This is a genomic window from Shinella sp. Sh6, assembly GCF_055392685.1.
Genome location: NZ_AP044005.1, coordinates 420698 through 442507 on the forward strand (window position 1 = coordinate 420698; position 21810 = coordinate 442507).

Here is a 21810-nt window from a genome sequence, read left to right on the forward strand (position 1 = left end):
GCCTCAAAATTCCGTGATTTGGCTAGCGCAATTGTAGAAGGGGTTCGGCAATGACTACCGAGAGCTTTAGCGACAACCTGTCCGTTTCCGACGTTTCGTATGACGGTGAGCGCCCTGTGGCGTTCCCGCACGAGGCGGCGGCACTGCTTCATGAAGCGCATCCGCAGCAGCTTGCGCAGGCCGAAACGCAGGCAGGCGCCGATGCGCTTCCCGCCGCCCAGCCGGGCGTCGAGGTCGTCGCGGCCGCGGACAACGTCGTCAAGCTTCCTGCCGGCACCTCCATCGAGAAGATCGAGATCGACGGCGACAACCTTATCCTCATCCAGCCGGACGGCACCCGGATCGTCATCGAGCATGCGGCCCTCCACGTCCCCACCTTCGTGATCGACGACGTGGAAATCCCGCAGGAAGCCCTGGTCGCGGCGCTCGAGGCAAGCAACATCAACGTTGCGGCCGGCCCCGACGGCACGCTGACGGCATCGGCCTCCGGCAGCCAGAGCGCCGGCGGCAATTTCAGCGAGACCGCTTCCGATATCGGTGAGGCCAACACGGCCATCGGTCTGTTGCCCCCGACTGCGCTGCAGATCGGCACACTCGATGAGCAGGAGATTTTCCTCACATTAGAGGATGACGATCCGGTTATTCTCTCTATTACGGATTTTTCCAGCCTGGATGAGGATGGCCTCAAGGGCGCCAACCAGGATGGCTCGCCATCGCTGCGTGTGGGGGAGGTGAATGCCGGCGGGATGGCTTCCGCCACCGCGCAAGTGATCGTCGACTTCGGCAATGATATGCCGACGAACCCTTCTGCCTCTTTCAAATTTGCGAACGTGAGCGGCTTGGACAGCCAACTCTACTCCGTCAATGGCCTTCCCATCGTCTTTTCGCTTGAGAACGGTGTCCTAATCGGCCGGGCGGGCAATGTTTCACTTGTTGAAATATCACTCAAAAGTGCCATCGCGAATCCCGGGGCGTCCCAGGTTACCTACGACCTTGAGCTAAAGATACTCGGCCCGGTCAAGCATGGGGAAGCTGGCGAAGACCACGTCACCTTGAAGGACATTGCATTCAACATCACCGACAAAAGCGGTGATGTTGTCTCCGGTAGCACGAGCGCGTCTATCACGGATGACATACCAGTCGCAGTGGATGGACAGGCAGCGCCCATCACGGTCGATGAGGACGACATTGTGACGTGGTACTCGGTTGGCACGTCGCCGAGCGACGGGGACGGGGACGGTTCGCATACGGGCAGTTCGTCGCCGTTCGATCCTGGTCCGGCGACGGCATCGGGCAAGTTGGCGGGGCTGGTGAACTTCGGTGCGGACGGCCCTGCTGCCGGCGGCGGCTTCTCGTTCATCAAGGCGGCAGACGCCCAGGCCGCCCTTGCGGGCCTCGGGCTGACGTCGAAGGGGACCGATCTCGTTTATCATGTCTCGGGCGACACGGTGACGGCGACGGCCAACGGCCATACCGTTTTTGAGTTCAAGCTTTCGGGCAACGGCGACTTCACCTTCAAGCTGTTCGACCAGCTCGATCATGTGACGGGCGGAGAGGAGAATACCGGGCTGCAGAGCACGACGGCCTCGTCCGGCTCCATTGCCGCCATCGACTTCGGCGCGATCATCCAGGCGACGGATGGCGACGGAGACACTGTGGGGCTCGGCGGCAAGGTCAACGTGACCGTGACCGACGACATCCCGCAGACGTTCCTGACCGCGACGGGCTTCAGCGTGACGCACGACGAGAGTGCGAACCTGCAGGCGGACGATACCAAATCGGCCTCCGTGAAGCACCAGTTCCAGGCGTTGGAAGCGGCGGAAGGCACGCCCGGGCATCCGGTCACGGCCCTTGGCTATGCGGCCAATCTGGCGGCGCAGGTCCTGTTCGGCTCGGTTCCCGGCGCAGATGAGCCGGCGACCCGGACGGTGAGCCTTGGGCTTGCAAGCGGCGGCGATGTCGATTCCGGCCTGAAGACGACGGGCGGTGCTTCGATCTACCTGTTCATGGAAAACGGGCTGGTCGTGGGCCGCCTGGCCGATGCCCAGGGTCATGCGGATGCGCACGGCAAGGTCGCCTTCGCGGTCTCGCTGTCGACCGGCCTTGCCAGCGGCCACATCGCGGTGGCGCAGTACCTGCCGATCGAGCACGACCCGAACAACGGCGTAAACGACATCGAGACGCTCGCCGGCAAGGTCAAGGTCGTGCTGACGGTGACCGACTACGACGGCGACACGGTCGTCAAGTCCGTCGATATCGGCGACCAGATCCGCTTCCAGGACGATGCGCCGGCGCTGGTGTCCGGCAAGGACGCCGCCATCACGGTCGATGAGGACGACATTGTGACGTGGTACTCGGTTGGCACGTCGCCGAGTGACGGGGACGGGGACGGTTCGCATACGGGCAGTTCGTCGCCGTTCGATCCTGGTCCGGCGACGGCATCGGGCAAGTTGGCGGGGCTGGTGAACTTCGGTGCGGACGGCCCTGCTGCCGGCGGCGGCTTCTCGTTCATCAAGGCGGCAGACGCCCAGGCCGCCCTTGCGGGCCTCGGGCTGACGTCGAAGGGGACCGATCTCGTTTATCATGTCTCGGGCGACACGGTGACGGCGACGGCCAACGGCCATACCGTTTTTGAGTTCAAGCTTTCGGGCAACGGCGACTTCACCTTCAAGCTGTTCGACCAGCTCGATCATGTGACGGGCGGAGAGGAGAATACCGGGCTGCAGAGCACGACGGCCTCGTCCGGCTCCATTGCCGCCATCGACTTCGGCGCGATCATCCAGGCGACGGATGGCGACGGAGACACTGTGGGGCTCGGCGGCAAGGTCAACGTGACCGTGACCGACGACATCCCGCAGACGTTCCTGACCGCGACGGGCTTCAGCGTGACGCACGACGAGAGTGCGAACCTGCAGGCGGACGATACCAAATCGGCCTCCGTGAAGCACCAGTTCCAGGCGTTGGAAGCGGCGGAAGGCACGCCCGGGCATCCGGTCACGGCCCTTGGCTATGCGGCCAATCTGGCGGCGCAGGTCCTGTTCGGCTCGGTTCCCGGCGCAGATGAGCCGGCGACCCGGACGGTGAGCCTTGGGCTTGCAAGCGGCGGCGATGTCGATTCCGGCCTGAAGACGACGGGCGGTGCTTCGATCTACCTGTTCATGGAAAACGGGCTGGTCGTGGGCCGCCTGGCCGATGCCCAGGGTCATGCGGATGCGCACGGCAAGGTCGCCTTCGCGGTCTCGCTGTCGACCGGCCTTGCCAGCGGCCACATCGCGGTGGCGCAGTACCTGCCGATCGAGCACGACCCGAACAACGGCGTAAACGACATCGAGACGCTCGCCGGCAAGGTCAAGGTCGTGCTGACGGTGACCGACTACGACGGCGACACGGTCGTCAAGTCCGTCGATATCGGCGACCAGATCCGCTTCCAGGACGATGCGCCGGACGCTCACAACACATCGAACACGCCGACGCTAGACGACGAGAATCTTCAAAACCCGCTGTCTGCGGGTGTCGAAAACGGGCCTGGCGATGTGAGCGGCACGGATACGCAGATATCCGGCCAGTTGACATTCAACGCCGGCGCCGACGGGCTGAAGCAGGTCGAAGTTGCAGAGACGGTGAAGGCTTACGACGACAAGAACGCCGAAATCTCGCTGAAGGCGATCTGGATCGACGGCGATGGCGTCGGGCATGAGCGCGACGTGAAAGTCGAATGGACGCAGGACGGCGTCGGCGGCACGCTCAAGGGCACCGCACAGGGAGCCGATGCCGACCATCCGTTCGATGTATTCACGCTCACCGTCAATGCGGACGGCACCTATGCTCTAGTGATACAGGCCCCGCTCGCTCACCCGTTCACGAGCGAAAACGGCGTCGGCACGCAGACTTCCTGGGAAGACAATCTGCGGCTTGAATTCGGCTATTCGGTAACCGATGGCGACAACGACACTGCCAGCGCGAAACTGACCGTAGCGGTCAACGATGATTCACCGGGACGCGGTGTAGATGTTGGCGGATCGGTGAGCGAGAGCGGGATCACGGTTCAGCCTGGTGATTCGTTGACGACGACGATCGATTTCAGCCAGACCGTTCAAACTGTACATGCTCCTGATGTCGGAAATCTGACGTTCAACGGGAGCACCATCGGGACCGGTTTCGGTAGCGTCTACGGCCTTCAGTGCAAACCCATTGTTATAACGGCGAAAGACAGCACCCAGCCTTTCGAAGTTTACCAGATGAAGATCGGTGTGGCTGGACCCACTCAGTCGATGACAGTCGTCTTGCGCGGCTATGATGCGCAGGGGCACCTTGTCGCTGAACAGAGCGTTACTGTTCCAGACACCACCCCTGTCGGAAACCCTTTGACCACCCTCTTTACGGCGGGAGCAGGAGCGTCCGGTTTTGCCGGAAAGGAGATCGTGCGACTGGAAATCTGGCCTCCGAACTCGGTGAATACAGAGGTTCAGATCGACGACCTCACTATCGGAACGGGCTCTGTTACGCCCGGAGTAGTTGTACCCGCCGAAACTACGGTCGATCTTTCGACGGCGGCGGCCTTCGGGGCCGACGGACAGAACGCGGCTGGCGGTTTCCAACTCTCGCAGGCGCATGAGATTCTTGCCGGTGTAACCTCCGGCGACGAACAGATAACGGTCGAGAGGATCGGTAACGAGCAGTCCGGCTACAAACTCATCGGCTACACCGGAGCAAACTCCGGCGACCCCGTCTTCACACTCGAAATCGTCGATGGAAAGGCCGTCTTCAAGCTTTATCACCCGCTTGATCACAGCCAGGACGAGGACGTGAAGCTCGATTTCGGCAAGTATGTCGTTGCGGTTGACGGTGATGGCGATGCTGTCACGCTCGGACATGTGACGATCACGGTCGAGGCGCCGGTTCTCCCGGTGCAGAACACTCCGCCGACGGCGCAGGAAGTGACGATCCGCGTATCCGAAGAAGGGTTGCCGCATGGCATCGCCGACAGCAAGTCCGTTGCAGGCGCTGAGGATACGAAAAACGAGGCAAGCGGGCAGGGTAGCGTCCACCCGCAAGATGCGGACGGCGATGCGCTGGCTATCACATTCGCCTCCACGCCATCGGATCTGAAGTCCGGCGGGCATTCCCTGGTTTGGACCGGCACCGACAGCGATACGTTGGTTGGCAAGGTCGACGGCAAGACGATCGTCACGTTGCATGTAGACGATACAGGCAATGTAACTGCAACGCTTGCCGGTCCCCTTGATCATGCGCACGGCGGCGAGGATGATTTGTCGTTCGATGTCAGCGTGAATGTTTCGGACGGTTCGGCCAGTACATCGACAAAGGTAACGGTCGTTGTGGAGGACGATGCGCCGGAGAAGTTTACCGCAACGCCGATGCACATCGTGAATGAGGCCGACGCCGAAGGCAGCGGCGCGCTGCATTTCTTCGATCATATCGGTGCAGACGGCGGTAAGGTCGTCTTCAACGTGGAAAACGGCACGACCCTGACTTCAAACGGTGACAACGTGACTTCCGGGGGCAAGACCGTGAAGCTGTATCTCGCCGATGATGGCACCACGTTGCTCGCCAAGACCGGAGCAGCGCCTAGTGGCGCCAACGGAAAGCTGATCTTCGAGGTTCATCTCCATCCCGATGCGACGGACGAAACGAAAGACTCTTATACCGTGACATTCCATCAGACTCTGGATGATGGAAGTTATGGTTCAATGGAGGACTTCAAGGATAACTCAAAAGAGACCTTCAAGACGCCAACTGACAATGAATTGCTATTCTCCGCCGCGTCCAGAGCTGTTTCGGGCTATAAAATGGAATCTGTAAACCCCAGCGAGAAATCGATCGGGGTGAGCAAGGGGCAGTCGATCAACGATGACGATATTCTTCGGATCGATTTCGCAAAGGATGTGGAGACCGGCAAGAAGCACGGTGACTCTTATTTCAATTATTCCGAGCATTATTCGGTAAGCTCGGTAGCCTTCGGTCTTGCGAAGGTAAAGGATGGTTCCGGTTCAGGGATCGATGTCTGGATTCGTATCTATGATGCGCCGGACAACAATCCGGATGGCACGGACTCCGCTACCCATTGGAATAGTTTGTCGTCGGAACATGCATCGCAAGGTGAAATCACCGGAATTGTGGTCGGCACGGAGTTCCGCGCGCTGTCGGAGCTTACTTCGGACGGGCACGGTGGTTATCTTCTCACGGGGCTGACGGCCGATTCCAGGATCACCGTCTACGGGGATGCCGGCTTCGATCGTATCGAAATCGAAAACCCCGCCAAAGACGCCTTCGCGGGTGTCCCAGGGCTCAAGGATGGAAACTTCGGCATCATAGATGTCTCCTATACAAAAGTGACCAGCCCGATCGAGATGAACTTCGATCTCACGGCGACAGACAAGGATGGCGACACGGCCAGCGGTACGCTTGCGATCGAGGCCGCGACGACGGGTTTGACGATCACGGGAACGGATGGTGCGGATGCACTGGTGGGCGGTTCTCATTCGGAAACGCTCATTGGCGAGATAGGCGACGACTGGCTGACCGGCGGGGATGGAGATGATGTCCTGCTTGGTGGTCCGGGGCACAATACGCTGACGGGGGGAGCCGGGGCAGATACCTTCGTGATCGATCACGCAGCGGTGACCGAGGGACCGGCCATGGCCGACCTGATCATGGACTACAAGAATTCCGAGGGTGACGTGGTCGACCTGAGTGCTCTTCTCCACGCGATCGCGCCTGCGGAGATCAACAACCACGTACGGGTTCTTGAAGGGGGCGTTGGTGCGGCGGACAAGCTGCAGGTGAACATCAGCGGCGATACGGGCGACTTCCACACTGTGGCCGTTCTCGACGCCAGTGCCGGCGTCAAGATCCTCTATAACGATGATCACAAGGAAGCGGTCATTCCGCATTCCTGATGCGTGAACCGAACGCCCGGCTGGCCTTTCCAGGACAGCCGGGCGTTGAAACGGACTGAAAACAAGCGTAGACGAATAGAGGCTTTCCAGTCTTTCGGGGGATTTCATGTTTTCGATGCGAAGGGTTCTTGCCGCGGCGATCCTGCTTGCCGGCGGGGTGACCGCTCAGGCGGCCGATCTTGGGGAAGGCTATGCGCAATGCGCCTTGGCGACGGGCTCGAGCCTGCTCGGCCAGGAGAACAATGCGGCGCTCTCCGATGAGGTGGTGCGGCTGATGAACGAGGCGGTCGGCGTTGCCGACGATCCGCGCTGGATCAATTCCCGCCAGCCGGCCTTCACCTGGGCTTCGGAGACGAAGGTCGCCTGCGGCATGGCCTATGGCTATCTCAAGGCCAGCTATCGTGACGAGGATTCGATCAACAAGTGCGAGTGCTTCCATTCGCGCATGCTGCAATACATGAACTGATCCCACCCATGCACGTCTTTTCCCGCTGCCGGCGCATTCTCGGCGTCTGTTCGCTTGCGCTCGGGGTGCTGGCCGGATGCCAGTCCGCCTCGACTCCCGACGTGCTTGCAAGCGCGCAGCAGGAGAGCAAGGCCGATACCTCGACCAGCGTCGGCACGGGCAATGTGCATCTCGATCTCTTCATCGACCGCGCCGTTGCGGCAAATGCCGAGGATTATCGCGACGGTGCCGCATTGGCGGCGAAGGAACTCGGTGCCGGCCAGCTCGCGCTCACCGTGCATGACCTGCAGGCGGGATCGGCCGACCTTGCCGGACAGGTGAGGAAGGCCTCGGCCGAAGGCACGAAATTCTTCATCGGCTCGCCGTCCCTTGCCAAGGCCGTTGCGGACAGCGCCGGCGGATCGGCCTTCGTGCTTCTTTCCAGCGAACCGGAAAGCGGCGGCGTCGCCATCGTCTCGGACGAGATCGACGCCCTTGTCGAGGCCGGGGCCTATGCGGCGGGGGCCGGCAAGACGGAACTCATGGCCGTAGCGGCGCGCCCGTTGAGCGAGGCGCAGGCACAGCGCCTTCGCGGCGGCCTCAAGAAGGCGGGCGCCAACCTCGTCGATATCGTGACCGACCCCAGCTCTCCGGCCGGCAAGAAGAGCCTTGCCAAGCTCGGCTCCGTGCAGGCGGTGCTGCTGATCGGCGCCGATGCGCCGAAGGTCATCGCACCCATCCTGCGCCAGGGCGGCGTGCTGCCCGCGGACGTTCCCTTCCTCGGCGCGGGCACATGGCCGGTCGAGAGCTTTGCCGAGCCCGCGCTGGAGGGCTCGCTCCTCGCGCTGGTCGATCAGCGCGCATTGAAGCGCATCTCCACCCGCTTCCAGGCGGCCTATGGCCGGCCGCTTTCGCTGGAGGCCGCCTATGCCTTCGATGCCGTCGCGGTTGCCGCGGGCATCGTCCGCGCCAAGGGCGAGGCGGGCCTGACCAACGACGCCCTGCGTGCCGCATCGGGCTTCGCGGGCGCCACGGGCGTCTTCCGCTTCGATGCGAACGGCCGCGTCGAGCGCCGTTTCGCCATCTACCGGCTCTCCCAGGGCAAGCCCAGCCTGCTGGATGCGGCCCCGTCCGGGTTTTGAGCTTGCGCGGCGATCCTAGGCCATGGCGGCGTAGCGGGCTTCCATGAGGTCGGCTTCGCGCACGAGCTTGCGCACGAGGTCGTCGGAGAGCTTGCGGGCGCGTCCGAGGCGGTAGATCTCGTCGCGTTCGGCTCTCACGCCGGCCAGCCGCAGCCGCCGCTCGATCTCCTCGAGATGCTTGACCTGCTCGGCCTCGTCGCCGGTTTTGGAGCGGGTGTCGATCCTCTGGCGGTAGAGCTCCATCAGCCGGCTCCCGACGTCGGCATAGAGGTCGGCGTCGCCCCGGCCTTCGCCCAGTTCGTGTTGCAGCCTTTCGATCATCCGGATCGCCGCTTCCGCCGCGGCGATGCGCGCCGCGTCCTCCTCGCGCTGATGGCCGGGCTCGGGCGGCAGTTCCAGGTCGCGAAGCAGGAACGGCAGGCCGATGCTGGCGGCAAGGAGCGATGCGATGATCACGCCCGCCGCAAGGAAGATGGCAAGGTCGCGCGCCGGAAACGGCGTCCCGTCGTCGAGGACGAGCGGCAGCGTGAGGATACCGGCCAGCGTGATGGCGCCGCGCACGCCGGCCACCGACATCGCCACCACCAGCCGCCAGTTCGGCTTCGCGACCGTCCGTCCCTGCCGTGCGGCGCGATAGAGGGTGAAGCGCAGCGATATCCAGACCCAGACGAGGCGCAGCAGGGCCAGCGCGAGGTTGATCGCCACGACGTAGATCGCCAGCCAGACCGGATCGTGATGACCCGTATCGACCACCACCTGCGCCGCCCCCGCCACGATGCTCGGCAACTGTTCGCCGAGCAGCACGAAGATGATGCCGTTGAGGGCGAACTGCGCCGTGTCCCACACGGCCGCGCGGCGCACGCGCGTCACGGCGAGGGCCTGGCCGGTCTGTTCCGCATAGCTCATCGCGATTCCGGCGGCGACGGCCGCAAGGATGCCCGAGCAATGCAGCTCCTCCGCAAGGAGATAGGCGCCGAAGGGAATGAGCAGGCTGATGAGGATCTGCGAGCCCGGCTCCTCGCCGAGCTTGCGCGAGAGGTGGTCCTTGGCCTTCATGACGATCCAGGTCATGCCCGCGCCGATGACGATGCCGCCGAGCGCGAGCCACAGGAAGGTGCCGAGCGCCGAAACCGGCGAAAAGACGCCGGTGAGGGCGGCGGCAACGGCAAAGCGCATGCAGACGAGGCCCGAGGCGTCGTTCAATAGGGACTCCCCTTCCAGGATATGCATCAGGCGTTTGGGGATCGGCACGCGGGCGGTGATCGCCGAGACCGCGATCGGGTCCGTGGGGGAAACGATGGCCGCGAGCGCGAAGGCGACGGGCAGCGGCATCGACGGGATGAGCCAGTTGATGAAGAAGCCTACCCCGATCACGGTGAAGACGACGAGGCCGAGTGAGAGTTCGAGGATCGTTCCCTTGTCGCGGAACAGCCCTTCCTTGGGAATGCGCCAGCCGTCGAGGAACAGGAGCGGCGGCAGGAAGAGCAGGAAGAAGAAGTGCGGTTCGAGCTCCACCCTGGATCCGGTGACGCCGGCGATGGCCGCGCCCAGCGCGATCTGCACCAGCGGCAGGGGAACGGCGACCGGGGAGAGGCGGGCAAGCGTCCCGCTCACGACCACCGCCAGCAACAGGATCAGCGCGATACCGATATTCTCCATGCAATCTCCTGCCCTGCGGACCGGCGGCAACCTTGCGAGTCCCGCTTCTCCTTGAGTTTGAAAACGGCGGTTTCCACGGTCAAGTCGCGGCACCGGAAAAGTGCCGCTATTTCCGAGCGAGGTGAGCGATCCTCTCGCTTGCGGCGGCATATGTTCGCTTGCGGGAAAATACGTGTTCGCTGCCGGTCAAGCCAACCTTGCGCGAATGCCTGTACAATTCCGCAAAACGGTACAGAATCGAACTCTCTGCATCCGTCGTATTTGCTGGAAACCTTCGAAGTCGCCAAACTGAAAGGATAGCGGTTGGGTTCCATCCTGTTTCCCACGCGTCGATTGTCGACGGAAGACGTTCCGCTGCGCGAGCGGCTTGCCTTCGTGCACGATTTCATGGCGCGTCATATCGGCGGGCGCCGGTTTGCCCCGGCCGACCGCGACAATGTCCGCATCGACATGGAGGCGATGCCCCTGCCCGGCGGCCTGACGGTGGCCCGGGGCCACTACAATCCGATGGGCGGCGCCCGGACGCGGGAGTTGCTGCAGGACGGCCGTGAACAATACCTGCTGCTGATCCACAACGAGGAGCACGAGATTTCGATCGACGGCAAGGCGCTGGTCAAGATCGCCCCGGGCGATATCGTTCTCCTGAACGAGGGGACCTGCCACGAATTCTGGTACGGCAGGCCGACGACCGTCGACCTCGTGTCGCTGGATCGCCAGACGCTTGCCGATCTCGCCCCCCGCATCGAGCTGGAAGCGAGCTACCTGATACCGGCATCGGCCTGCGGCATGCCGCTGCTGGCGAACTATGTCGAGACGCTGCGCCGCCATCCGCCCGCCTCGGCCAAGGCCGGCGACATGGCGTCGCGCCACATCTACGACCTGACGGCGCTGGTGCTCGACGGCTTCGTGCGCGGCGGGGCGGAGCGCAACGAACGCAGCAAGGCGGCCGCGCGGCGCCGGCTGGTACAGAGGGACGTATTGGAGAACCTCTCCGATCCGGGGCTCCATATCGATCTCGTCGCCCAGCGCCAGGGCGTCACCCCGCGCTACATCCAGCGCCTGTTCGAGAGCGAAGGCACGACCTTCACGGAATATGTGCGCGACTGTCGGCTCGACCTCGCCTTCCGCCTGCTCAAGGAGCGCGAGGCGGATTCCGGCATGATCACCGCCATCGCCTACGATGTCGGCTTCTCGGACCTGTCGACATTCAGCCGGGCGTTTCGCCGGCGCTTCAACGCCACGCCGTCCGAGATCCGGCGCTCGTCCTTTTGAGATCGAGCGGCCGGATGGTCCGGCATATGTGCGTCCAGCGTCAAAAATCGGTTCCGTATTTCCCAAGAGCACCATGGCCCCGTTTCGTATCGTTCAGCGTCAACGATGCGGAATCGGTCTCCGCGTCGCAAATCCACGTTGGAGACAGTTCGATATGACCAGGGAGTTACGGAGTGCGCTCGGTATTTCATAGCAACGGCCTGCTGACGGCATCGCGTGCGGGCGCGCAAGACGATGCGCGCGCAGCCGTGTCCATCCGTTCGGCCGGCCGGCATTTCCCATGCTGCCGTGCGGCAGGCATCAGGGCGGGAAACGACAGAAGAATTGTCGCTGACCGTCTTTTCGGCCCCACAAGGAGCTTTGCGATAGATCGCGAGCGTTAGCGCCGTCCATCGGCCGGCGGCGTCGGCCCGAGGGGCTGCGCCGCGTCCGCGGCAGGGCGGACCATCAAGCAGAACAATCGGTTTTTCAGACTTCGGATGCGCAGGCGTCCGTCGCCGGTGTCGGCGTGTCCGCAGCCGGCAAAAAAACGGGAGCAGGAAATTGCAGAACAGGACTTTCAATCCGTCGCGTCCGGCCAGGGGGCCGCGTCTTCGGCATGTACAGGCGCTTCTGGCGGGGGCCTCGATGCTGGCGCTTGGCCTTCCGGCCCCGGCGGCAACGATAGAGCTGGAAAACGGCGAGGTCGAAACCGGCGCGATCTCGCAGCCGGGCAACACCACCTTCCTCGTCAAGGAAGCAACGGGTGCGACCATGGCGGGGACGATCTCGGGAACGGGGTCGGTTTCCAAGACCGGCCCGGGTACGTTGACCATCACAGGGGAAAATTCCTATTCCGGCGGCACGGACATCGCCAGCGGCTATGTGTGGTTGACGCATGGCAGCGGCCTCGGCACCGGAGCCGTCACGTTCGACGGCGGCAGCCTTGGCTTCCTGGGGCCTGACGCGCTGTCCATGTCCAACGACATGGTGTTCAACAATGCCACCGTCCTCTACACGATGCAGGACACGACATTGTCGGGCGTGCTTTCCGGCGGGTCGCTTTTCAAGAAATTCGGCGAAAAGACGTTGACGCTGACGGGCGAGAACACCTTCACGGGCGGCCTTCTCATCCACGAGGGAACCGTGCGGGCGGAAAACGGCAAGGCGCTCGGCTCCGGCACGATCACCTTCGACAGCGGGACGCTCGGGATCTACGCGCCCGCCCTGACGACGCTTTCCAACGACATGGCGTTCAACGGCAATGCCACGCTCGATACCGCGCAGCACACGACGATCTCGGGCACCCTGTCGGGAACGGGCGGCCTGACGAAGACCGGCGGGGGGACTTTGACCCTTTCGGCGGACAACAGCGCGTTTTCGGGCGGCCTGACGGTGCGCAGCGGGATCGTTCATGTCGAGAACGACCATGCGCTCGGCACGGGGACGCTCAGCATCGGCCGGTTCGGATACTCGTCGGCACTGTCCTATGCGGATGGTGTCACGGTCGGCAATGACGTCCTGATAACCGGGAATACGGATTTTCACGTCGCATCGGGCACGGCGACGCAGTCGGGCCGGATCGATCAGGCCAGCGGAATGCATTTCCTGGCGAAAACGGGGGCAGGCGAACTCGTCGTCACCAATGCCATCGACGCCGGATATCAGTTCAGGGTCGACGAGGGGCAACTGACGGCCGCGGCCGAGGACGTCCTTGCCGGCCGCAGCTACGCCATCTTCGGTGCGGGAACCTTGAAGCTCGAAGCAGACCAGCAGGTCGCTACAGTCACCAGCGCAGGCAAGCTCGATCTCGGTTCCCGCAAGCTGACGCTCGGCACGGATCAGGCTGTCGGGGCCGATTTCAGCGGGAAACTCGTCGGGGACGACGAGGCGCATCTGGTGAAGGTGGGCAGAAACAGCCAGACGCTCAATGGCGACGGCCTCGACTATTACGGCCGGATCACCGTGGAAGCGGGGAACCTCTCCGTCGGCGGCAATTTCGCCGGCACGCCCGTTCTCGTCACCGGCGGCCGCCTCAGCGGGGCCGGCCAGCTCGGCGACGTGACGGTGGACGGCGGCATCCTGGCGGGCAAGGGCGGTGCCACGCTGTCCATGCGGGACCTCTACCTTACGGGCAACGCGATCGTCGAGGCCAACCTCGGCACGGAGAACAGCGCGGCGCTCTTCGACGTCGCCGGCGACCTCGTGCTGGACGGCACGCTGAACGTGAACAACATGGGCGGCTTCGGCCCGGGCCTCTACCGCCTGATCAGCTATGCGGGCGCGCTCGACGACCGGGGCCTTGAGATCGGCACCGCGCCGATGGGCTACGATGCCGACAATCTCGCCGTGCAGACGTCAATGGCGGGGCAGGTCAACCTCGTCGCGGACGATCCCGACTACGGCCCCGTGATGTTCTGGGATGGCGACGATCCGGCGAACCGGGACAACGGCAAGATCGATGGCGGCGACGGCCAGTGGAGCAAGTACGGCTACTCCTTCACCGATGCATACGGCATGCAGAACGGCAAGATGGATCCGCAGCCCGGCTTCGCCGTATTCGGCGGCAAGGCCGGTAACGTCGTCGTCTATACGGGCATCGGGGAGGTGAAGGCGACCGGCATGCAGTTCGCCACCGACGGATATGTCATATCAGGCGAACTGCTCGAGCTGGTGGCCGGCGATGCGTTCATTCGCGTCGGCGACGGCACGGCAGCCGGAGCGAGTTATACGGCAACCATCTCCAACAAGCTCGACGGCGCGGGCAAGCTGATCAAGACCGACCTCGGCAAGCTCATCCTTACGGGCGAGAACGCCTATCGCGGCGGCACCGAGGTGCGCGAGGGGACGCTCCAGATCGGCGACGAGGGTAACGAGGGCTCGATCGCCGGCCTGCTGGACGTTGGGACCGACGGCCGCCTGACCGGCCTCGGCACGCTGGAGCAGGTCGTCGTTTCCGGCACGATCGCGCCGGGCCTGTCGATCGGCACGCTTCACGTCGCGGACATCGCCTTCAACGAAGGCTCGGTTTTCGAGGTCGAGGTGAATGCGGACGGGGAATCGGACCATATCCTCGCCTCCGGCGTGGCGACGCTCGACGGCGGCACGGTGATGGCGCTTGGGGGCACGGGCAACTACGCCGCCTCCACCCGCTACACCATCCTTTCCGCAGACGGCGGCTTTGCGAGCGAGGACGACCGTTTCGACGGCGTGACCTCGAACCTTGCCTTCCTCACGCCCGACCTCGAATACGACGAGAACAACGTCTACCTGACGATGACCCGCAACGGCGTCGCCTTCGAGAATGTCGGCAACACGCGCAACCAGGTCGCGGCGGGCGGGGCGGTGGAAAGCCTCGGCGCGGGCAATGCGGTTTACGATGCGGCCCTCGGCCTTTCCGCGGATCAGGCGCGCGGCGCCTTCGACCGGCTTTCGGGCGAGATCCACGCTTCGGCCAAGGCCGCGCGGATCGAGGACAGCCGCTTCCTGCGCAGTGCCGTCAACGACCGCCTGCGGGCGGCCTTCGATGCCGCGGGCGCTCCGGCCGGCGTCGTCACCACCTATGACGACGGCAGGCCGGGCGCGGCGGCGGCGAGCACGGACGGCTTCGCGCTCTGGAGCCAGGGTTTCGGCGCCTGGGATCACACGGGCGGCGACGGCAATGCCGCGCGCCTGAACCGTTCGACCGGCGGCTTTTTCGCCGGTGCCGATGCGTCGGTGTTCGACACCTGGCGCTTCGGCGCGGTGGCCGGCTACAGCCACAGCAGCTTCGAGGTGAAGGACCGCGGCTCGTCCGGATCGAGCGACAACTACCATTTCGGCCTCTATGGCGGCGCGCAGTGGGGCGAGTTCGCCTTGCGCACGGGCGGCGCCTATACGTGGCACGACATCTCGACCAGCCGCAGCGTCGCCTTCGCCGGCTTCACCGATAGCCTGAAGGCCGACTACGATGCCGGCACGGGGCAGGTCTTCGGCGAGCTGGCCTATGGCTTCAGAATGGGCGAGGCCCGCTTCGAGCCCTTCGCGAACCTTGCCTATGTGAACCTGCATACGGACGGCTTTGCCGAAAAGGGCGGCGCGGCCGCCCTGAAGGCCGGCGCGTCCAGCACCGACATGGCCTTCACGACGCTCGGCCTGCGGGCTTCGACGAATGTCGACCTCGACGGCACGACGGTCACCGCCAGGGGCATGGTCGGCTGGCGGCACGGCTTCGGCAACATGACGCCGACCTCGCGGATGCGCTTCGCCGGTGCCGGCGACGCCTTTACCGTCGCCGGCGTGCCGGTCGCCCGCAACGTCGCCGTCGTGGAAGCCGGCCTCGACGTCGCGCTGACGCCGGACGCCGATTTCGGTGTTTCCTATGGCACGCAGGTCGGCTCAGGCGCCGTCGACCAGTCGCTGAAGGCCAATCTCAACATCAGGTTCTAAGGCGAAGCGGCTCGCTTCCCCAATCATACGAACGGACAAAACCATGAACTTCGACATTTCCAACGAGGCAACCACATCGGGGAGGAGCGATGCCGCCGCTTCGACGGTCTGGTTCGGCTATCTGGCCAGAACGGTGCTCACCTTCATGTTCTGGTCGAGCGCGCTCGCAAAGCTCGGCGATGCAGATGCCGCCCTTGCCGAGATGCGGCATTTCGGGCTCGAGCCGGGCTTCTTCTACTATTTCCTCACCGTCATCACCCTGCTCATCGGCTCGCTGCTGGTGATCCTCGATAAAGGGACATGGCTGGGGGCGGGCGCCCTTGCCGTCTTCACCCTCCTGACCATTCCCATCGCCCACGATTTCTGGGCGATGGAAGAACCGCGGAAGACGGCGGAATTCCATGTCGCGATGGAGCATATCACCGTGGTCGGGGGCCTGCTTGTGGCCGTCCATGCATCGGCGGCGCTCAGGAGGCGGTCCGGCGGCGGCCCGGATACCCGGCTGTTCGAGATCGCATCGCGCAAAGGGTGGCCCGGACCATGATCGCAGGACGCTTTCTTGCAGGCGCGCTCTGCATGCTCGCGGCCGGTTGCAGCAGCGGCGATGCGCGGATGAGCGCCCTGCGCGCCGACATGGCCAACCGGCAGGCCGCCGCGGAACTGGCCGCCAGCCGTCCCGAGGGCACGGCCGGGGACAGGGAGCGCGCAAGAGGCTACGCCTCGGCGCAGAAGTGCATCGACCAGCTTCAGGCGCATTCGCGGCGCGTGCAGGCGACGAGCATGGCCACGAGGAGCGCGCTTGCCGCCGTGAGCTTTGCGGGGCCCGGCGGTGCGCTGGCCGCCCGCTCGCTGGCCCCCGTGAGCGGCATGGTCCTGCAGAGCCAGGGCCGATATAGCGTCGCCTGCTACTAGGCGGCGCCTTATCCTCAAACCGTGCAGGTCCTATTCCGAACGTGTCCCGGACCGCTTCGCCGTCGCATTCCTCGCCGTCTCCGCGCTTCAGAAGCTTCGTCTCACCAACTTATGTAGAACATCGCCTTCGCCAGGAAGACGATCAGGCATATCTGGCAGAAGACGCTGAGGTGGATGAACTTGAAGTGCCTCGATCTCAGCTTGCCGCGCGCGCTCAGCGTGATGGCGGTGATGAAATGCGCAAGGACGCTGAGGGCGAGCAGGATCTTCAGCGAGAGAAGCGTGGCGAAGCTGCTGGCGAAGGGATGGGCGAGGTCGTCGCGGTACTGCCAGGCCATGAGGATGCCGGCGCAATAGAGGACCGCGATGACGAACGGCATCAGGCGGCGGGCCCGCCGGCCGATTGCCGTCTCCACGGTCCGCATGGCCTCGCGCCCCACGGGCTTGCGGATGCCTTCGAGAATGAGGACTTCGAAGAAGACGGTGCCGCCGAACGTGATGGCGGCGAAGAGATGCAGCGTGACGAGGGCGAAATGGCTCATGGGCGTGGGTTCCCTATCCGGTGACCGCACCTTCGTCGGCCGGCCGGGCGAGGGCGGCGAACTTGGCGAGCACGCCGCGGCGATAGCGCGGCTCCGGCTGGATCCAGGCGGCGCGGCGGCGGGCGATCTCCTCTTCCGCCACTTCGAGCTGGAGCAGCCGCCGGTGCGCGTCGATTGTCACGGTGTCGCCTTCCTCGACGAGGGCGATCGTGCCGCCGACATAGGCTTCCGGCGCGACATGGCCGACGACCATGCCCCAGGTGCCGCCGGAGAACCGGCCGTCGGTGATGAGGCCGACGCTCTCGCCGAGCCCCCTGCCGACCAGCGCCGAGGTCGGCGCCAGCATTTCCGGCATGCCCGGCCCGCCCTTGGGGCCGAGATAGCGCAGCACCACCACGTCGCCGGGCCGGATGCGGTCGGCAAGGATCGCCTCCATGGCGGAAGCCTCGTCGTCGAAGACCCGCGCCGGGCCCGAGATGACGGGGCTCTTGAGGCCGGTGATCTTGGCGACCGCGCCCTTTTCGGCAAGGTTGCCCTTGAGGATGGCAAGGTGCCCTTCGCGATAGAGCGGCCGGGTCATCGGCATGATGACGCCCTGGTCGGCGCGAGGTTCGGAGGGCACGTCGGCAAGCTCCTCGGCGAGCGTGTGGCCGGTGATCGTCAGGCAGTCGCCGTGGAGAAGCCCGGCATCGAGCAGGATCTTCAGCACCTGCGGCACGCCGCCGGCCGCGTGCAGGTCCACAGCCATGTAGCGGCCGGACGGTTTCAGGTCGCACAAGACCGGCACCTTGCGGCGCACCCGCTCGAAATCGTCGAGCGTCCAGTCGATCTCCGCCGCATGGGCGATGGCGAGATAGTGCAGCACCGCATTGGTCGAGCCGCCGAGCGCCATGATGAGCGCTACCGCATTCTCGATCGACTGGCGCGTGACGATGTCGCGCGGGCGGATGTTGCGCTTCACCGCCTCCACGAGGACGCGGCCGGACTGCGCGGCGCTGTCGAGCTTCTCGCGGTCGGGGCTCGCCATGGTCGAGGAATAAAGGAGCGACATGCCGAGCGCCTCGAAGGAGGAGCTCATCGTGTTGGCGGTGTACATGCCCCCGCACGAGCCGGTCGTGGGGCAGGCGTTCCGCTCGATCCCCTCGAAGTCCTCCTCGCTCATCGTGCCGGCCATGAAGGCGCCCACCGCCTCGAAGGCCGAGACGATGGAGAGGTCCTCGCCCTTCCAGCGGCCGGGCTTGATGGTGCCGCCGTAGACGTAGATGGCGGGCGCGTTGGCGCGCAGGATGCCGATCATGCCGCCCGGCATGTTCTTGTCGCAGCCGCCGAGCACCAGCACGCCGTCCATCCACTGGCCCTGCACCGAGGTCTCAACGCAATCGGCGATCACCTCGCGCGAGACGAGCGAGTATTTCATGCCCTCCGTGCCCATCGACATGCCGTCTGAGATCGTCGGCGTGCCGAAGGTCTGCGGATTGGCGCCCGCTTCCTTTATGGCCTGCGCGGCGGCATCGGCGAGCGGCTGGAGGCCGGCATTGCAGGGGGTGATGGTGGAATGGCCGTTGGCGATGCCGATCATCGGCTTGTCGAAATCCGCCTTCTCGTAGCCGAGCGCGTAATACATCGCCCGGTTGGGGGAGCGGGCGATGCCTTGCGTGATGTGCCTGGAGCGTTCGTTGAAGGGCATGGAAACCTCGCAGGAAGACGGCGGCGTCGCACCGCCTTGTCATTTCGGCATAAAGATATATTTTAAATACATGTATTCCTCTGTTTTCAGGAATGCAATGGCGAAAGATCAGGAGAGCCCGCCGGATGCGATTGACCAATTTTTCCGACTATGCGCTGCGGGTGCTGATGTTCGCGGCCGAGCGGGGCGACCGGCTGATCACCATCGAGGAGACCGCCACGCTGCACGGGATCTCGCGCGCGCATCTGATGAAGATCGCCAACCAGCTCACCCGCACGGGTTTCCTGAAGGCGGTCCGCGGCCGGTCCGGCGGGCTGACGCTCGCGAAGGCCCCCGAGGAGATCAATCTCGGCGACGTGCTGCGCGTGACGGAGCCGGACTTCACGCTGGTGGAGTGCTTTGCCGCAGACGGCCGCTGCATGCTGATGCCGCGCTGCCGCCTGCGGGGCGTCCTGCACGAGGCGTTCGCCGCGTTCAGCCACACCGTCGAGCGCTATACGCTGGCAGATCTCATCTCGAATCCGATGGAACTGGGCGCCCAGCCGGCCGCGTGAGGCGAAAGGCGAGCCGGGCACCCGATATGAGGGGAGGCTGCGGATGCGGTCAGGCCTCGGCGGGCCTTCTCATCCCCGGTCGGCGCATGGACAGGACCAGCAGGAGCCCGACGGTCGCGGAAAGCCCGCCGACCAGGAAAACCGAGGAATAGCCCCTGGCATCCGCCAGCAATCCGACGACCGGGCCGGTCGCGCCGTAGGCGAGGTCCTGGAACGCGGCGAAACCGCCGACCGCCGTGCCCCTCAGATGCGCCGGCACCTGCTTGACGACTTCCGAGCCCATGGCGGGAAACACCATCGAGCAGCCGAGGCCCGTCAGCAACGCCCCGGCAAGGGCCGCATAGGGCCCCGGCGCGAGCCAGAGCAGGTATTGCCCGGCCGCTTCCACCGTCAGCGAGACCGCCGCGACGGGCAGGCCGCCGAACCGATCCGGCATGTGGCCGAAGAACAGGCGGACCAGCACGAGGCCGGCGCCGAAGAAGGTGAGCCCCAGCCCGGCATAGGGCCAGCCGCGGCTGAGGAAGGCGAGCGAGAAGAACGCGCCCAGCGCGGCAAAGCCGACGCCCTGCAATCCGACGGCTGCGCCCGGCCGCCAGATCCGGCCGATGATCCGCCAGAACGGTTCGCGGTGGCCGGACTGCGGCGCGACCGCCGGGATCGGGCTGACAGCGACCATGCCGACGATCGGCAGGAGCGTGCAGGCGATCATCAGGCCGGCAAAGCCGAGGCGGTCGAGCAGCATCAGGCCGAGCGGGCCGCCGACGGCGAAGGCGCCGTAAAGGCCCATGCCGACAAGCGACATCACCCTGCCGGACCGGGCCTGTCCCATCAGGCCGATCGCCCAGCTTATCATGCCGACCATGGCGACGCTCTCGCCGAGGCCGAGCAGGAGCCGGCCGGCGAGCAGAACTTCATAGCGCGACATGGCGGACAGCCCGGGCCAGCCCGCAAGAAGGCAGATCAGGCCGGCGGCGGCATAGATCAGAAGGCCGCGCTGCATGCACAGCTTGCCGCCGATCCGGTCGGCGAGCGCACCGGCCCAGCCGCGCGTCAGGATCGTCGACAGGAAGGCGATGCCGACGGCAAGGCCGCCATAGGTGTTGCCGAGGCCGAGATTCTGCACGACGTGGACGGTCACGGCCGACAGCGACATGGCGACGGTGAGATAGGAGAGGAAAAGGGCGATCGTCAGGGCGACGACGTGGCGATAGGCCGGATCAGGCCGTTCGATGGCAGGCATGGATACGCACTCCGAATGAGGATCGTGGCGGGGAGGGGCATGAACGCCGTCTTCCCGATGGGCTGGTGAGCGCGTTGGATGACGTGAACGCTTACGGCCGGGCGCGCGAACGCGCGCGGCATTTCAGGAGGAGGCCGCGATTACGCGCCGTAATAGGCGGGCTGGTCGATCTCTTCGAGAAGGCCGGGGCCGGCGGGCTGCCAGTTAAGGAGGGCCCGGGTCCGCTGGCTGGAGGCGGCCATGTCCGCGCCCGCCATCATGGCGAACCAGCCGAAATGCTCCCGCGGGCGCGCCGCGACCGGAAGGCCGAGCCGACGGCCGATGACGGTGGCGATCTGCCGGAAGGGCACCGCCTCGTCGGCGACGGCGTGGTAGGCGGCTTCCGTCACGCCCTGTTCCAGCGCAAGCCGGTAGAGGCGGGCCGCATCGAGCCGGTGCACGCCCGACCAGCAGTTCTCTGCCTCCTCGATATAGGCCGACACGCCCGTCCTGCGCGCAAGGTCCGCGAGCATCGGCACGAAGCCGTGATCGCCGATGCCGTGGACCGAGGGGGCAAGGCGCACGGTCGCCGCCCGTATGCCCCGCGCGGCAAGGGCCCTTGCGGCGGTTTCGGACTTTCGCGGCGCGGCGGGGTTCGGAAGGTCCGCCTCCGTGGCGCCCCTCGGCAGGCCGGAAAGGCCCGAGGTCACCAGGAGCGGCCGGTCCGATCCTTCGAGCGCATCGCCGAGCGCTTCGATGACGCGCTGGTCCCCGGCGGCGTTCTCGAGGAATTTCGAGAAATCGTGGTTGAAGGCGGTGTGGATGACGGCATCCGCCGCCGCGGCGGCCTCGCGCAGGATGTCGAGGTCTTCAAGCGTGCCCAGAAGCACGTCGGCGCCGGTGGCGGCAAGGCGCTCGGCCTTCTCCATGGAGCGGGCAAGGCCGGTGACGCGATGGCCGGCGTTCAACAGGTCGTCCACGACGGCTGAGCCGACCCAGCCGGTCGCTCCCGTTACGAATATGTGCATGGTGTTTTCCGATCTTGATCGTG

13 protein-coding genes are annotated in these 21810 nt (G+C 65.0%); 8 read left to right on the forward strand and 5 right to left on the reverse strand.

Annotated features, from left to right (window positions below; all coding sequences use genetic code 11):
• Positions 1–50: 50 nt before the first annotated feature.
• From ACZ5TO_RS02025 to ACZ5TO_RS02035, 3 genes are all read left to right on the forward strand, one after another.
• Positions 51–6920: a DUF5801 repeats-in-toxin domain-containing protein gene (locus tag ACZ5TO_RS02025; RefSeq protein WP_464799347.1), complete on the forward strand. Its 6870-nt coding sequence runs from the start codon at positions 51–53 to the stop codon at positions 6918–6920.
• Positions 6921–7026: 106 nt separating this feature from the next.
• Entirely contained in the window at positions 7027–7386 is a 360-nt protein-coding gene (locus ACZ5TO_RS02030) for a hypothetical protein (protein WP_464799348.1), read from the forward strand.
• An 8-nt stretch (positions 7387–7394) separates the two neighbouring features.
• Positions 7395–8507: a type 1 periplasmic-binding domain-containing protein gene (locus ACZ5TO_RS02035; RefSeq protein ID WP_464799349.1), complete on the forward strand. Its 1113-nt coding sequence runs from the start codon at positions 7395–7397 to the stop codon at positions 8505–8507.
• Positions 8508–8522: 15 nt separating this feature from the next.
• Here ACZ5TO_RS02035 and ACZ5TO_RS02040 read toward each other — a convergent pair whose 3' ends face one another.
• Positions 8523–10166: a Na+/H+ antiporter gene (locus ACZ5TO_RS02040; RefSeq protein ID WP_464799350.1), complete on the reverse strand. Its 1644-nt coding sequence runs from the start codon at positions 10164–10166 to the stop codon at positions 8523–8525.
• Between the two features lie 303 nt (positions 10167–10469).
• Here ACZ5TO_RS02040 and ACZ5TO_RS02045 point away from each other — a divergent pair, with 303 nt between their 5' ends.
• From ACZ5TO_RS02045 to ACZ5TO_RS02060, 4 genes are all read left to right on the forward strand, one after another.
• Positions 10470–11438 carry a helix-turn-helix transcriptional regulator gene (locus ACZ5TO_RS02045; protein ID WP_464799351.1) on the forward strand — a complete coding sequence of 323 codons (969 nt, stop codon included), beginning with the start codon at positions 10470–10472 and terminating at the stop codon, positions 11436–11438.
• Between the two features lie 543 nt (positions 11439–11981).
• Positions 11982–15845, forward strand: coding sequence for an autotransporter domain-containing protein (locus ACZ5TO_RS02050; RefSeq protein ID WP_464799352.1), 3864 nt, complete (start codon positions 11982–11984; stop codon positions 15843–15845).
• 43 nt (positions 15846–15888) lie between these two features.
• Positions 15889–16389, forward strand: a complete 501-nt coding sequence (locus ACZ5TO_RS02055) for a DoxX family protein (protein ID WP_464799353.1) — start codon at positions 15889–15891, stop codon at positions 16387–16389.
• A 68-nt stretch (positions 16390–16457) separates the two neighbouring features.
• A complete protein-coding gene (locus tag ACZ5TO_RS02060) occupies positions 16458–16757 on the forward strand; it encodes a hypothetical protein (protein WP_464799354.1) in 300 nt (99 codons plus the stop codon).
• 101 nt (positions 16758–16858) lie between these two features.
• Here ACZ5TO_RS02060 and ACZ5TO_RS02065 read toward each other — a convergent pair whose 3' ends face one another.
• Positions 16859–17299, reverse strand: coding sequence for a CopD family copper resistance protein (locus ACZ5TO_RS02065; RefSeq protein WP_464799355.1), 441 nt, complete (start codon positions 17297–17299; stop codon positions 16859–16861).
• Positions 17300–17312: 13 nt separating this feature from the next.
• A complete protein-coding gene (gene ilvD, locus ACZ5TO_RS02070) occupies positions 17313–18986 on the reverse strand; it encodes a dihydroxy-acid dehydratase (RefSeq protein ID WP_464799356.1) in 1674 nt (557 codons plus the stop codon).
• A 125-nt stretch (positions 18987–19111) separates the two neighbouring features.
• On the opposite strand from ilvD, the gene ACZ5TO_RS02075 reads away from it, so the two are divergent.
• The gene (locus ACZ5TO_RS02075) at positions 19112–19540 is read left to right on the forward strand and encodes an RrF2 family transcriptional regulator (protein WP_464799357.1); all 429 of its coding nucleotides are present in this window, start codon (positions 19112–19114) and stop codon (positions 19538–19540) included.
• A 49-nt stretch (positions 19541–19589) separates the two neighbouring features.
• On the opposite strand, the gene ACZ5TO_RS02080 is transcribed toward ACZ5TO_RS02075, so the two are convergent.
• Entirely contained in the window at positions 19590–20780 is a 1191-nt protein-coding gene (locus ACZ5TO_RS02080) for an arabinose transporter (protein WP_464799358.1), read from the reverse strand.
• Positions 20781–20920: 140 nt separating this feature from the next.
• Entirely contained in the window at positions 20921–21787 is an 867-nt protein-coding gene (locus tag ACZ5TO_RS02085; RefSeq protein WP_464799359.1) for an SDR family oxidoreductase, read from the reverse strand.
• Positions 21788–21810: the final 23 nt, after the last annotated feature.

Coding starts and splice junctions, on each gene's coding strand:
- ACZ5TO_RS02075 (WP_464799357.1), top strand. CDS start 19,112: ATGCGATTGACCAATTTTTCCGACTATGCGCTGCGGGTGCTGATGTTC.
- ACZ5TO_RS02060 (WP_464799354.1), top strand. CDS start 16,458: ATGAGCGCCCTGCGCGCCGACATGGCCAACCGGCAGGCCGCCGCGGAA.
- ACZ5TO_RS02085 (WP_464799359.1), bottom strand. CDS start 21,787: ATGCACATATTCGTAACGGGAGCGACCGGCTGGGTCGGCTCAGCCGTC.
- ACZ5TO_RS02030 (WP_464799348.1), top strand. CDS start 7,027: ATGTTTTCGATGCGAAGGGTTCTTGCCGCGGCGATCCTGCTTGCCGGC.
- ACZ5TO_RS02025 (WP_464799347.1), top strand. CDS start 51: ATGACTACCGAGAGCTTTAGCGACAACCTGTCCGTTTCCGACGTTTCG.
- ACZ5TO_RS02055 (WP_464799353.1), top strand. CDS start 15,889: ATGAACTTCGACATTTCCAACGAGGCAACCACATCGGGGAGGAGCGAT.
- ACZ5TO_RS02035 (WP_464799349.1), top strand. CDS start 7,395: ATGCACGTCTTTTCCCGCTGCCGGCGCATTCTCGGCGTCTGTTCGCTT.
- ACZ5TO_RS02065 (WP_464799355.1), bottom strand. CDS start 17,299: ATGAGCCATTTCGCCCTCGTCACGCTGCATCTCTTCGCCGCCATCACG.
- ACZ5TO_RS02040 (WP_464799350.1), bottom strand. CDS start 10,166: ATGGAGAATATCGGTATCGCGCTGATCCTGTTGCTGGCGGTGGTCGTG.
- ACZ5TO_RS02080 (WP_464799358.1), bottom strand. CDS start 20,780: ATGCCTGCCATCGAACGGCCTGATCCGGCCTATCGCCACGTCGTCGCC.
- ilvD (WP_464799356.1), bottom strand. CDS start 18,986: ATGCCCTTCAACGAACGCTCCAGGCACATCACGCAAGGCATCGCCCGC.